Source organism: uncultured Methanobrevibacter sp. (genome assembly GCF_934746965.1).
GTDB lineage: Archaea > Methanobacteriota > Methanobacteria > Methanobacteriales > Methanobacteriaceae > Methanocatella.
In genome coordinates this window covers 104,204-118,489 of record NZ_CAKVFS010000007.1, presented here as the reverse complement: position 1 = coordinate 118,489, position 14,286 = coordinate 104,204, and the positions used below count along the sequence as shown (strand labels likewise).

Here is a 14,286-nt window from a genome sequence, read left to right as displayed (position 1 = left end):
TGAAATTTTATCAAAACGAAATTTCGTCTGTAAAAAAATTCAAAATCAAATAAGCCTATAAAATTTTACAGACTCAATAATATAAAAAAATTTTATAGAAAAATAAATTTTATCACTAGAAGACAATTTTTTAAAAAAATTTATTAAACCTTAAAATACAAAATTATAAATAACTTTTCTTTTTTATAAAAAAATATTAAAAAGGTTTTTATTTTGATTACACAAGATATGATAAAAGATGCTGTTTATGAACTTTACAAAAAAGCAGTTATCATTTTAGGAAACGATGTAAAAAAAGCACTTGAAGATGCTCTTAAAGTTGAAGATAATGAACTTGCAAGATTAAATATTGAAGCTATTTTAAAAAATATTAAACTTGCTGAAGAAAAACAAATTCCAATGTGTCAAGATACAGGTTTGCCCGTAGTTTTTGTTAAATTAGGAAATGTTGAAGTTGAAAACCTTAGAGAAGGTATCGAAGAAGGAATTAAAAAAGCTACAAAAGAAATTCCAATTAGACCAAATATCGTTGATCCGTTAACAAGAGAAAATACTAATATTAATGTAGGAGACTACATCCCTCCAATAGATATTGAATTAACAAATGAGGACTACATAGAAATAACTATTTTACCTAAAGGATTTGGCTCTGAAAACAACAATGCTATGAAAATGGCATTACCTGCAGAAGGAATCCAAGGTATAAAAGATTTTGTTGTCGAATCTGTTTTAAAAGCTAAAGGAAAACCCTGCCCACCAACTGTAATTGGAGTTGGAATTGGAGGAACTTCAGATTTATGTTTAAAATTAGGTAAAAAAGCACTTCTTGGAGAAGTAGGTAAAAGAAACCCTGATCCAGAAATAGCTAAATTAGAATTAGAAATTCTTGAAGAAATCAATAACTCAGGAATTGGTCCTATGGGATTAGGTGGTAAAACAACAACATTAGATGTGAAAATATTAAAAGCACACACACATACTGCAGGATTACCAATTGGTGTTTGTGTACAATGTTGGGCAGACAGACATGCCACCACTAAACTATATGACAAAAAATAAAAAATAGGAGAGAATAATTAAATAATTATTCTTCTTTTTTTAATTCTTCAATATGAGGTCTTTTATGAGTATTAATAAATATGACTCTTTCTCCAATATTAACTACCCTATCAGCAATTCTTTCTAAGTATCTTGCAATAAATATAATATTAACAATTTCCAATGCGTATTCTGTTTTTCCAGTTAATATTTCAGTAGTTTGTGATAAAATAACATCAAACAAATCATCTACTTTATCATCATCAACAGCTAATTCTCTTGCAACATTAATATCCTGATTACAAAAAGATCCAAAACCTCTAGTTAACATGATTTGAACATAATCTGCCATATACTCTAAATCCCCAATTATTTTATCTGGGATTTCAATTCCTTCAATAGTAGCTGCAGATTCTGCAATGTTTTTACATAAATAAGCTATTCTTTTTACATGAGATATGACCCTAATAGATGATTCAATATACATTAAATCAGAAGCTAATGGTTGTTCCATTGCTATGAATCTAATACAACTTCTTTCAATTTCATGTCCCGAAATATCTAATTCTTTAGATTTTTCAACAACATCTACCACTATTTCTTCATCAAAATTAGTCAACAAAGAAGTTGCTTTTCTATGTAAATTTAATGTTTCATTACAATAGTTTCTAAGATTCTTTTTGATTGATTCCATTCTTTCTTCAAATACATAAGTAGGATACTCATTATTTTCCATTAAAATCACCTTAACCAAATCTTCCAGTAATATATTCTTCTGTTTTTTCTTCTTTTGGATTTACAAATATTTGATCAGTTAATCCACTTTCAATTATTTCTCCATTTAAGAAGAAAGAAGTATATTTAGATACTCTCGTAGCTTGTTGCATATTATGTGTAACCATGACAATAGTGTATTTTTCCTTAAGTTCATGAATTAAATTCTCAATTTTTAATGTGGAAATTGGATCTAATGCAGAACAAGGTTCATCCATCAATATTACTTCCGGACTAACTGCGATTGTACGGGCAATACACAATCTTTGTTGTTGACCTCCAGATAAACCCATAGCAGACTTGTCTAATTTATCTTTAACTTCATCCCAAATAGCTGCTGATTTTAAACTTTTTTCAACTACTTGCGCAATATAATCTTCATCTTCTTCACCATGAATTCTTAATCCATATGCAACATTATCAAATATAGATTTTGGAAATGGATTCGGCTTTTGAAAAACCATACCTACTTTTTTTCTTAAATCAACAACATCTACAGAATCATCATAAACATCTACACCATCTAAAAAGATATTTCCATCATGGCTAAATGTAGGAATCAAATCATTCATACGATTAATTGTTCTGATAAATGTAGATTTACCGCATCCAGACGGTCCAATAAGTGCAGTAACTGAATTCTTTGGAACATCCATATTTACATTTTTTAAAATTTGAGTATCCTCAAAGAATGTATTTAAATTTCTAACTTCCAGTTTCATTATTTATTTCCCCATAATTTTCTTTTGATACCTATCAACGACTAAATTAGTCACAATAGTTAATATTAATACAATAATTACCAATACAGCAGCTGTCCCATATGCGTTTTGAAGTGAAACTCCTTCAGTAGCCAATACATACAAATGGAGTGGTAAAGGCCTACCAGGATCAAATATAGATATTGGAACTGTTAATGCTGATCCTACAGCATACATAACTGCAGCTGCTTCTGAAATAGCCCTAGTCATAGCTAAAATAACTCCAGTAATTATTCCCGGCAAAGCTGCAGGCAATATAACTGAATAAATAACCTGCCATTTTGTAGCACCTAACCCATAACTTCCTTCTTTGTAAGAATTTGGAATTGAAGTTAATGTAACCTCAGCAACCTGGAAAATTGTTGGAATAGCCATTAATGCTAAAACTAATCCACCAGATAATATACACCAGCCTAATTTTAAGAACACAACAAAAAATGCTAAACCAAATAAACCAAATACAATAGATGGAATTGAAGCTAATGTTTCGGATCCAAATCTAATAAATTTAATAAGTTTTTGATTTGAAGCATATTCAGACATGTAAATAGCTGCACCAACACCTAATGGAGTAGCTATTATTGCAGCAATAAATACAACATATATACTTGAGATAATCATAGGGAATATTCCACCTTCTCTTCCAGCATCAATTGGACTTGAGAATAAAAACTCAAAGTTAATAACTGGAATTCCTTTAATAAGAATATATCCCAATATAATAATCAATATAAATAATGTAACAATACCAGATAATACAAATACACCATTCATTATTTTCTGAGAAGTTTTAGGAGAGCAAAAACTCTTCATTCAATCCCCTCCGCACCAATACCATATTTATTTTGAACATAATTTGCCACTAACAATAAAGCTGCAATTATAATAAACAATACAACAGCAGTACCAAACAATGCATTATAATGTAAACCAGTAGCATAACCCATTTCTAATGCAATATTTGTTGTAAGTGTTCTAACTGGAGCAAATATTGATCCAGGAATTTGAGCAACATTACCTGCCACCATAATCACTGCTAAAGTTTCACCAATTGCCCTTCCGATACCAAGAATAATTGCAGTAATTATCCCAGGTAATGCAGATGGAACAATTATATGGCGAATTGTTTGCCAATTAGTAGATCCCAAACCTAATGCTGCTTCTTTATACTCGCTAGGAACTGCTTTAATTGCATCTTGAGACACAGATATAATTGTTGGCAATATCATAACAGATAAAATTAAAGCAGCTGTAAATACACTAAATCCAGTACCACCAAAATTCTGACGTACAATAGGCACTAATACTGTTAAACCAAAGAACCCATAAACAACTGAAGGAATACCAGACAATGTTTGGATAACTGGTTTTAAAATCAATTTTATTTTATCAGGAGCAATTTCTTCCATAAATATCGCACATAATAAAGATAAAGGAACTGCTATTACCAATGAAAGTAACGTTACAAAAATTGAACCAACAATCATTGGGAAAACACCAAATTGACCTTCATTAGGTGCCCAATTACTACCAGTTAAAAATTGGAAAAATCCATAATCTTGAAATGCAGGAATTGCTTCACTAACAATAAATGCCAATATTATAAAAATAACAAGAATGGAAAAGATTGCTGTTATAAACAATCCTTTCTCAATTAAAAATTCACTAAAATTTTTAGTTTCCATCAAATCACTGTAAATCTATTTTGAAGATTTAATAATTTTTTCATCAGTTAATACTTTACCACCATCATCACTTAATACCCAATCGATGAAGTTTTTGGTTTCACCAGTAGGTTCACCGTTGGTTAAGAATAAAAATGGTCTTTGAAGTTCATAAGAACCATCTGCAATAGTAGCATCAGATGGTGCAACTCCATTAACATTAACTGCTTTAATATCATCACTTATATGAGCGTAAGATACAAAACCAATTGCGTTTGGATCTTGGGAAACTGATTGTTTCACTGCTTCAGTAGAACTTTGAACAACAGCATCATCTTTTATTTTACTGTCACCCATAACAATACTTTCGAATGCATCTAAAGTACCTGAACCTTCTTCACGAGTGATGACGTTTATTTCTCCATCACTTCCACCTACTTGATTCCAGTTAGTAATATTACCAGAGAAAATTCCTTGAAGTTGTTCATTAGATAAATCTGAAACTTGGTTTTGAGGATTAACAGCTATTACAATACCATCTTTACCTAATTCATATTGTTGTAAAGAACTATTATTGTCTAAAGCTTTGGAACACATACCAATATCAGCAGATCCGTCTTCAGCACTTTTGATACCTACACTAGATCCTCCACCTTGCACATTAATTTGAGCATCAGGATGGGATTGTTTGTAAACTTCGACTAACTTTTCAGCAACAGGTTGAACAGAAGTTGATCCTGCAACTTGAACCTTTGATGATCCTGCATCTGCAGAAACAATCAATGCACCTGCAATTATAACAATAATTGCGATAATACCAATTAAATATTTATTTTTCTTTTTCATTTTTCTCCTCACATAACTGTTTTAACAAACCACTATATAAATGTTGCTTTTTGTGAATTAAATTTCCTATTTTGTGAAAATTAGCTCCTATAGATAGACATATTTTATGAAATAAAATTCCTAAAATGTGAATAAAAATAGAAAAATAAAAAAAATAATAAGATTATCTAAACGTACGTGGAGTGGTAGATCTAGGTATATTCTTATGAAACTCAATAGCTACATCAATAATTTCTATAGAAATATCCCCAATTCTTTCGAAGGCTTTAACTACCCTAAATAAGTACATAAAGTAATTAGAACGTTCTTTTTCATCGAATGAATTTTCAGCCATTTGAGTCGCAATTATATTAATAGACTTACTTTGAAGCATATGCATTGATTCTTCAAAATCCATAATATCTTCTTTAAGATTTGTTTTACCTTCTAAAAATGCAAGCATAGCTGATCTAATCATTTTTTGAGCAGTTTTATTCATTTTCTTTAAATTTTTAAGAATAACTTCATCAACTTCATAAACATCCTCAATTACAAATTTTGCAATATGCCCACAATAATCACCAATACGTTCTAAATCATAAGCAACCTCATTATAAAGCATAGATTTTGATAATTCAGAATGCTGATTAATACTAACAATTGTTTCAACAGAAGTTCTTACTTTTTCAACCATATTATTAGTTGTATAATCCATTTCTAAAGCGGCATTTGCTTTTTCCTCATCATATTCATAAACTGCTGCAAATGACTCCTGCAATTGAGACTGCACATGCTGAGCCATATTAGATAACATATCATTAACTAAAACATAACCAGAATCATTTACTGGAGCATAATCTCCAAAAGATTCTGCTAATTTTTCATATGCTTTTAAATCAATCATGTATGCTCGTTTAACAGTACCTTCTTTCACAAGAGGTTGAAGTAGCTGAGTAACATAACGACGAGTTATTCCTAATTTCTCAGCTATTTCATCCTGAGTAGATGGATTTTCATATAAGATACAATCTAATATATCCTTTAATGTTTTATTTTTTTTACTCATATTAATCTACTTTTTATAGTCATCTAAAAACTCATTAGTTTCAAAGTGAATGTCCTCAGAAGATTTATTTATTTGATTTCTTCTAACATTATGTTTTACTTGTTTATTTCTATTATACTCCTCACGATTATTTCTTGAAGATACATGCATTTTTCTTGGATGAACCTGTTTAAATTTAATATTTTCCCTATTTTGAGCCATTGAAGCTGTTTTAATTTTACTTTTAGCACCATTAGCGGAGATTAATATTTTATAAATTACTCCAGACAACAATATAAATGCTATTAAAGCAATTGGGAAGTCAAAATAATGGAATATATAATATAATATTAAAAATCCAGAGTCACAAAATCCTTTAGCTAAAAATATTAATCCAATAAATGCAATTAAACCACCATGAGATTTTTTAATAAAATCAGGTGTTAGTACAAATGGATAAACACTCATAACTAAAAGAGAAAATCCTAAAACCCTATATAAATTATTATCTGCAACATTTTGAAGAGACAAATACACATTTAAAAATGTTGATGGTAACAAACCCATTTCAGACAACATAGCAAAAATTAACAATAGCTGAATTAAAGCCATAACAATTAATGGAAATGAATATGCTATTTCCCACTCAAAATTAGCTTTAAGCTTTGCATTATCTACTGGCTTTTGTAAAGCTTCTGAAAGTACATTATAAAGTACTGATGATAATACAGAACCAATAATAGTTCCTGCAACACCTAACACAGCAGTAGTAATAGCTACAAATGCTGAAATACAAGCTACCAAAATAATCTTTGAATGATTCAAATTTTCACCCTAATATAGTTAATTAATTAAAAAAAAATGTAATAAACATAATCACTTATTACATTATTATTTTTAATTAATTTATAACTTTAGGTTTATACTATATTAAATGCATTAGGAACTTTATCTAAAATTTTATTACTAATACCAGGTACAGTTGAAGAAATTATAGCGCTATCTGCTTGCTTAGCACTGTTTACATCACCATCACCAGAGATTACAGTTGCATTTAATGCATCTTGTAAATTTTCAACAGTCATACGTTGAACCCATGGATCTGCATCAGATATGATTATTTCATCAACATGTTTATCCAATTCATTAGCTATTACCCAAGAAAGGAATCTTCCACCAAGCAATGCTACACTATTTCCATTAACAGAACTTACAATATCATTCAAATCATTTTTTAAAGTAAGATTTTTATACATTTTTGAATTAATTAACGTAGCCCAATGAGCATCCCCTACAGTATATGCACCAATTTTTCTTGGATAAATATAATCTCTTCCAGCTATTTTAATAGCAGTTGTAAGTGGTATTAAATCTTCTTTCAAAACAGGAACCTGAACATTAGGATTATGAACTTCCTCTTTCATTATTTGCATTATTCTTGGAAGACCAAATTTACCTCTCCTAGCATTTCCCGGTTCATATCCACACATGTATCCATGATGATTTTTTGGAAAACCTGTTATAATAACATTTAATCCTGATCTAAGACCTATCCTACACTCATGTTCATATGCTCCATTTGTACCTACTACTTTACCAGGACATAAAATTCTAGATGCAGCTACTGCTTTTGCAAATGCTTCAGTTGGATTTTTAGCAGCATTATAAGGACCCCCTTCTAATACAAAAACATCAGCTCCAATCCCAATAGCTTTTTCAAATCCTGTAATAAGATCATCATAACCATCTCCAATAAACATAATTGCTTCAAGGCCTTTTTGATATTCCTTAGCTAAGTTAGCTATATCCTCAGCTTCCTTGTAAGGTGCAGCATGTCCTTCACCAGTTTGTTCACTAGTTAAATTAATAGCCACTGAAGAGGATAATTTCACCCATTCCTCTTTATCTGAAGCTTCTGCTTTTTCCTTATCAATCAATCTTTCATGAATCCTATCTCTCGGACATTCTTTATAAACAGGTCCTTTATTATAACATTCACCACCACAACCAACAATATTTGGAGGAAGTCTCATAGGACCATTTTCACCAAAATGATCCAAATCAAGAGGAACATCAACACTATCATATACTTTACGCATTACTTCAATTCCACGCATACCATGTTTTTCAGCAATGTCTGCAAATGCATATGCACAAATATGAATAGGCAAACCTAACATATCAGACAATCTACAATTTCCAAGCAATTCCATTAACTCTAAATCAGATGCACAAGTTCCAACTACAGCCTCAGTTAAATCACAGCCTAATGGGAATCTTTTAAACTTCATCCCTAACTTCATAGTGTCTTCTAAAGACAACTCAGAAATTGCATCAACAACTTCAACCACATTTTTATCTATTTTAGATAATTCAATAGCTGCATTGTCATCAACAATAGCTTCTTTAATTAAATCATACATTCGATTACAACCTCTAAATCTATATATAATAATATTATTTACTTAATATCCATTAAATAAATTTTGTTTTGAATCTTTAAAACAAATAAAATATTATTAAATTATATTAATAAAAAGTACGTGTTTACATTTAAATGTAATCATTGAAAAACAGATATAAAAGCTTATATATTGCTAAAAATTAAAATTATAATTGTTACTACTAATGCTGAATTCAGCAAAATTATTTAAAAATTAGGACTAATGAGCGTTTACTAAAAAACAGGATGTTCTTTTATATAATTAATAGGGAGATTATTAAGGCACATTTTAAATAATACCAATGTAGTAAATGTTTTTTAAGAAACTTAAAAAATAAAATATATATATGTTTTAAAGGAGACTAAAATAATGAAAGTAGCAATTTTAGGTGCAGGATGTTACAGAACTCATGCTGCAAGTGGTATTACCAACTTTGCAAGAGCTTGTGAAGTTGCAGAAGAAACTGGAAAAGAAAAAATCGCAATGACTCACTCTACTATCGAAATGGGTGCAGAATTATTACACCTCGCTGGAGTAGATGAAGTAGTTGTATCTGACCCAGTATTCGACAACGATTTCACAGTAGTAGATGACTTTGACTGCAAAGATGTTATCGCAGCTCACAAAGCTGGAAACCCTGAAGATGTAATGGTAGACATTAGAGCAAAAGTAAATGAGTTAGCTGAATCCCTCCCTAACCCACCTAAAGCAGCTATCCACTTTGTAGATCCAAATGATTTAGGAATGACAACCATGAGCGACGATGCTGCTGCTGTAGCTGACGCTGACTGGGTAATGACCTGGTTACCAGAAGGTGGAATGCAAAAACCTATTATCGAAAAATTCGCTGGTGAACTCAAAGACGGAGCAATCATTACTCACGCATGTACTATTCCTACCACTGAATTCAAAAAAATATTCGACGAATGTGGAGCAAACGTAAATGTAGCTTCTTACCACCCAGGTGCTGTACCTGAAATGAAAGGACAAGCATACATTGGTGAAGGATACGCTGATGAAGCATCTATCAAAACATTATTAGATTTAGGTGAAAAAGCAAGAGGATCCGCATTTACATTACCTGCAAACTTATTAGGTCCAGTATGTGATATGTGTTCCGCTGTAACTGCAATTACTTACGCAGGTATCTTAGCTTACAGAGATACTGTAACTCAAATTTTAGGTGCACCTGCAGGATTTGCACAAATGATGGCTAACGAAGCTTTAACCCAAGTTACTGCTTTAATGCAAGATGAAGGTATTGACAAAATGGATGAAGCTTTAAACCCTGGTGCATTACTCGGTACTGCTGACTCAATGAACTTCGGTCCATTAGCAGAAATCGTACCTACCGTTTTAGAAAACTTAGAAAAAAGAAGCTAAGTGAAACACTTAAAATAAGTTAATGTTGATTTTATATCAACATCCCCAACTTATTTTTTAATAATTAAGTGAAATTAGCTATTAAAAAATAAGTTCACTATTTTTATACAAATTTTTATTACAAAATTATATGCTCAACTGAGGGTGTAAAATTGATTGATGAAATTTTAAAAAAGGCTGAAAATAACAAAAAAATAAGTGATGAAGAATTTCTTCAATTATTACAAGTAACTGATGAAGAAAATTTAAAAAAACTATATTCAACTGCTGTTAATATTAGAAATAAACATTCCAAACTAATTAAATTAACATCAACAGTCCACATTACAAATAAATGCACAATTCAACCAAGATGTAAATATTGTGGATTTGCACCAAAAACATCAACTGACGGTTATTATGATTCCTTTTATAAAACAGATGATGAAATACTTAAAGCAGCAATATCCATTGAAGAAGCAGGAATTCCTAGAGTAAGTTGCTCTGGAGGATATGGATATAAAGGCAAACAAGGAGTAAATGCTACTGAAATTGTTAAAAACAATACTTCACTTGAAATTTTAGTAAATGTAGGTGGTGATTTAACTGAGGAATCAGTTAATCAGTTAGCAGATTTAGGTGCTGATACTGTTTGTTGTAATTTAGAAACAATTAACGAAGATATTTTCAACTTTGTAAAACCTGGAGAAACTTTAGAAGATAGAATTGAAACCTGCCAAATGGTTAGTGATGCAGGAATTGAACTTTCATCAGGATTATTACTCGGTCTTGGAGAATCATTAGAAGACAGAATAGCTCATTTACATTACTTAAACAAATTTGAAACATTAGGTGAAATTCCAATAATGGGATTCAATCCATATAAAGATACTCCTATGGCAAATCATCCTCCTTCACCTTTAGAAGAACAGTTGAAATTCATATCTGTAGTACGTATAATGTATCCTGAAATAAGAATTACAGTACCTACTCCAACAATAGGTCCTAAAAATGTAGAATATTCATTAAATGCAGGAGCAAATAATTTAGCTACTGTAATTGCAGATAATTATCCATTAGCTGTAAAAGGTGTAGGTTCTCCAACCTGCGGAAACTATGATGATGTAATTTCAGTTATAACAAAATTAGGTTTAACACCACAAACAATCTGAGGCAATATTATGGCTTTTGAAAAAATGATTAAAAAAGCATTAGAAGAGTCTAGAAATAATTGTCGTTTAGGAGATACATTAGAAGAAGTAACTGAAATCCAAAATTACATCAAAAATGCGAAAAAGATTTATATTCCAAATAAAAATGGAATTAAAGTCGATGTTTTAAATAAAGTTTTAAAGGAATATAATTTGCCTACTGCTAAAATACTCCAAATAAACACTAATGAAGCAGATAGTAATCGTAGCCCAGCATTTGCCAAAGCTATGATGGCGCTAGATGTATGTGATTGTGATTTAATAATAGCTAGAGGGCGTTTAGGTTTGCCAGGATCAGGGTCACTATTGCTTATTGTAGATAATAAAGGGAGAATATTAACTTGTGGAACTTCTCCATCTCATGCAGTTAGCCAAAAATCCCTTGAAGATGCAGTATATGAAGAAGCAAATGAAGCATTACAAAAAGTTGGATTTAAAAAAGAAGGCTAAAATATGAATGTTGATACTGGAATAACCTCTGAAGTTTTTACCATCAAATCTGAAACTAAGTTAATAGATATATTTAACGAAATAATCAATAAAAAATCTGATGCTTGTTTAAATTATATCAATAACTTAAATTTAGACAAAAATACTAAAATTGTTGTTGTTGGAACTTATTTTACAGGAGTAGGAATTGTTAAAAAATTAAGTGAAGAATATGAAAATATTTTATTAATAGATATTTATCCCCACTTAAAAGAATTGTTAAATACAGATATCGGTGGAAATTATAAAAATACAATTGATTTTTCAACAGATTTAACCTTAATTCACAGTGGTGATGTGGTTATAGATACTACTGGTTTTGGTGGATTAACTGTAGAACAATCATCTGAGATTAACTCTAAAGTATTTTTAATAGAAGATCCAGTAGCTGAAGATAATGATAATTTACTTCAAAATAAAAACAATATTCATGAAAGATTAAAAGTAGTAAATGCAGATAATAAAGCTATTTTAAAAACTAAAGGATTGAATACTAAAACATCTGGAACCATGACTCTTACTATTGGTGTTTTAACACAAGCTTTAACCCAATCACAAAAAAAAGAAGGGGTTCTTTACAGCGCATGTGAAATGGGATTTTTTGAAGAAGTTATTTTCAAACAAAAAAATATACAAAAATTCATAAATTTAGTTAATGTAAAAGCTATGAAAATATCTACTATCAATCCATTTAGTTGCGATGAATTAATAGACATGCAATTAAATAAAATTGAATCAAAAATGATTTAAAATGAAGCTTAAAGAAATAATTGAATTTATAGATAAAAATATACCTAAAACATTAGCTTTAAAAAATGATGAAATAGGTTTTAAAAAAGAATATGATTTAAATCAAAATATCAACTCAATTGAGATATTTATGGATTTATATCCTGAATTTGATATAAATAAATCAGATACATTAATTTTAACACACCACCCCCCACTATTTAATCCAAAAACTCCAACTTACACCATACATTCAAATTGGGATATTATCACAGGTGGTGCTAATGAAGCACTAGCTAAAAGTTTAAATTTAAAAGTTATTTCTCCTTTCGACAGAAATACAAATATAGGTAGAATCTGTAAAACTAATAAAAAGTTCAAAGAATTTAAAAACGATGTTTTAAATAAATTTGAGGAAATTAAAATTGTAAATAAACCTGATGACAATAAACAACTCAACAAAGTTGGAATTATATCAGGATTTGGCCTTAAAAACACTAATTATATTAAATTAGCTCATGAATTAAATTTGGAGTTATTAATATCTGGAGATTTAACTCAAGAAAGTGCCATTCTAGCTAAAAATTTAGATATTACTCTAATTGATTTAGGCCATCATAACAGTGAAGTTCCAGGGCTGTATAAATTAAAGGAGATATTAGAACCTCTTAATATAAAATGTGAAGTTATTAATATAAAACCTTGGAAAACATATAAGATATAATGGAGATATTAAAATGATACAAGATATAGAAAATTCAAGAATCCCAAAAGGCAGAATTGACTTAATTGGATTTGGAAGATTAGGATTGAGAGTTGGAATTAACTTAATACAAGTCCACAGAGGAGGTCCAAAAGAAATTGGAGTTTTTGATGGACAAAAAATAGATGGTGGAGACGTTATTTTCACAATGAAAGGTGCAAAAATAGGAGATTACAAAACAGACTTCTTAAAAAAACTTTGTACACATGAAGAAAATTTTAGAAAAGTAATAAGTGTTTGTGAAGATATAAATGAAAATAATTTAGATTTAATAAAAGGAGATGTAGTTGTAATACAAATAGCTGGTGGAAATACAATACCAACTGCAGCAAACATTATAAAACATGCTCATAAAAGAGGTGCAAAAACAATAAGCACTGCAGGAATATTCGGATTCGGTGATGAAAAAATAGAAGTAAAAGACATTTCAGAATTTGAAGACAATCCCGCAGTAGATGAACTTAGAAAACAAGGTATAACTAAAAATCATTTAATTGTTACAACTAATAAGTTGTTAAGAGATGAAGAACCAATTACCCCCTATACTTTAGAAGAAGTTGCAACACAAATAACCAAAACTTCATTAAAATTATTAAAAGATTCATATGATTAAAATAGCTACTGCCGAATGTTTTACACATGGGAAAATAGGAAGGGAGCTTCATGCAATAGCTCAAGGATATACTGGAAATTTTGGAAGAAATTATATAGATAACCCTAAAAAATATGGTGATTTCAACTACAATGAACTTAGTGTAACATGCAGTCTTTTTATACCCACTATTGAAGCTGTGAAAACCGTATTACAAGTTGAAAACCCACCAGAACCTACAACTTTAATTAAAGGAATTAAATGTTATGAAGAAAAAGAAGATAAAGAAGTTAGTAAAATCATGGCTGAAGCTGTAAGAAAAATAACTTCTTGCGACATAGCTATTGGAACTACTGCTGGAATCGGTAGAGGAGGAATAGCTATTGTAAGTAATAAATATACCATTATAACAACCAGTGATGTTAACAGTGATTTAAGACAAAATAATAGTGAAGAATTATTCCAAAGACAAGAAAATGGAATTGAAAAATGTGTAAAAATAGTCTTATTCCTTTTAAATAATGATTTTAATTCCATTAAATCTATGAATAATGTAGAAATTATAGAAAATTAAATTATTTTTATTAAA

The 14,286-nt window shown here is 29.9% G+C and carries 16 protein-coding genes; 8 read left to right on the top strand and 8 right to left on the bottom strand.

All coding sequences use genetic code 11. From position 1 onward, the window contains the following. Positions 1-213: 213 nt before the first annotated feature. Entirely contained in the window at positions 214-1,059 is an 846-nt protein-coding gene (locus tag Q0984_RS07265) for a fumarate hydratase (RefSeq protein WP_299525759.1), read from the top strand. A gap of 25 nt (positions 1,060-1,084) precedes the next feature. Here Q0984_RS07265 and Q0984_RS07260 read toward each other — a convergent pair whose 3' ends face one another. The 8 genes from Q0984_RS07260 to hmdC all read right to left on the bottom strand — a co-directional run bounded on the left by Q0984_RS07260 (position 1,085) and on the right by hmdC (position 8,530). Next, entirely contained in the window at positions 1,085-1,774 is a 690-nt protein-coding gene (locus Q0984_RS07260) for a phosphate uptake regulator PhoU (protein WP_299525756.1), read from the bottom strand. A gap of 10 nt (positions 1,775-1,784) precedes the next feature. Then, entirely contained in the window at positions 1,785-2,534 is a 750-nt protein-coding gene (gene pstB, locus Q0984_RS07255; RefSeq protein WP_299525753.1) for a phosphate ABC transporter ATP-binding protein PstB, read from the bottom strand. 3 nt (positions 2,535-2,537) lie between these two features. Then, complete coding sequence (gene pstA, locus Q0984_RS07250) at positions 2,538-3,386, bottom strand: phosphate ABC transporter permease PstA (RefSeq protein ID WP_299525750.1); 849 nt, start codon at positions 3,384-3,386, stop codon at positions 2,538-2,540. Then, positions 3,383-4,258, bottom strand: coding sequence for a phosphate ABC transporter permease subunit PstC (pstC, locus tag Q0984_RS07245; RefSeq protein WP_299525747.1), 876 nt, complete (start codon positions 4,256-4,258; stop codon positions 3,383-3,385). The genes pstA and pstC overlap by 4 nt, the downstream gene beginning before the upstream one ends. 15 nt (positions 4,259-4,273) lie before the next feature. Then, on the bottom strand, positions 4,274-5,083 hold the full coding sequence (locus Q0984_RS07240) for a phosphate ABC transporter substrate-binding protein (protein ID WP_299525744.1): 810 nt from the start codon (positions 5,081-5,083) through the stop codon (positions 4,274-4,276). 163 nt (positions 5,084-5,246) lie between these two features. After that, positions 5,247-6,128, bottom strand: a complete 882-nt coding sequence (locus tag Q0984_RS07235) for a phosphate uptake regulator PhoU (protein WP_299525742.1) — start codon at positions 6,126-6,128, stop codon at positions 5,247-5,249. Between the two features lie 6 nt (positions 6,129-6,134). After that, positions 6,135-6,932 (bottom strand): hypothetical protein, encoded by a 798-nt coding sequence (locus Q0984_RS07230; protein WP_299525739.1) that lies wholly within the window; start codon positions 6,930-6,932, stop codon positions 6,135-6,137. Positions 6,933-7,027: 95 nt separating this feature from the next. Next, positions 7,028-8,530, bottom strand: a complete 1,503-nt coding sequence (gene hmdC / locus Q0984_RS07225; RefSeq protein WP_299525736.1) for a 5,10-methenyltetrahydromethanopterin hydrogenase cofactor biosynthesis protein HmdC — start codon at positions 8,528-8,530, stop codon at positions 7,028-7,030. A gap of 390 nt (positions 8,531-8,920) precedes the next feature. On the opposite strand from hmdC, the gene hmd reads away from it, so the two are divergent. The 7 genes from hmd (at position 8,921) to Q0984_RS07190 (ending at position 14,271) form a co-directional block, all read left to right on the top strand. Further along, positions 8,921-9,934, top strand: coding sequence for a 5,10-methenyltetrahydromethanopterin hydrogenase (gene hmd, locus Q0984_RS07220; RefSeq protein ID WP_299525733.1), 1,014 nt, complete (start codon positions 8,921-8,923; stop codon positions 9,932-9,934). Positions 9,935-10,086: 152 nt separating this feature from the next. Beyond that, positions 10,087-11,085, top strand: coding sequence for a 5,10-methenyltetrahydromethanopterin hydrogenase cofactor biosynthesis protein HmdB (gene hmdB / locus Q0984_RS07215; RefSeq protein ID WP_299525730.1), 999 nt, complete (start codon positions 10,087-10,089; stop codon positions 11,083-11,085). A 9-nt stretch (positions 11,086-11,094) separates the two neighbouring features. Beyond that, positions 11,095-11,574 (top strand): DUF3236 domain-containing protein, encoded by a 480-nt coding sequence (locus Q0984_RS07210; RefSeq protein ID WP_299525727.1) that lies wholly within the window; start codon positions 11,095-11,097, stop codon positions 11,572-11,574. A gap of 3 nt (positions 11,575-11,577) precedes the next feature. Next, the gene (locus tag Q0984_RS07205) at positions 11,578-12,363 is read left to right on the top strand and encodes an SAM-dependent methyltransferase HcgC family protein (protein WP_299525724.1); all 786 of its coding nucleotides are present in this window, start codon (positions 11,578-11,580) and stop codon (positions 12,361-12,363) included. Between the two features lies 1 nt (position 12,364). Beyond that, positions 12,365-13,066: a Nif3-like dinuclear metal center hexameric protein gene (locus tag Q0984_RS07200; protein WP_299525721.1), complete on the top strand. Its 702-nt coding sequence runs from the start codon at positions 12,365-12,367 to the stop codon at positions 13,064-13,066. A 13-nt stretch (positions 13,067-13,079) separates the two neighbouring features. Next, positions 13,080-13,718 carry a hypothetical protein gene (locus tag Q0984_RS07195; RefSeq protein ID WP_299525718.1) on the top strand — a complete coding sequence of 213 codons (639 nt, stop codon included), beginning with the start codon at positions 13,080-13,082 and terminating at the stop codon, positions 13,716-13,718. Further along, complete coding sequence (locus Q0984_RS07190; protein WP_299525715.1) at positions 13,711-14,271, top strand: UPF0254 family protein; 561 nt, start codon at positions 13,711-13,713, stop codon at positions 14,269-14,271. The genes Q0984_RS07195 and Q0984_RS07190 overlap by 8 nt, the downstream gene beginning before the upstream one ends. The last annotated feature ends 15 nt before the right edge of the window (positions 14,272-14,286 follow it).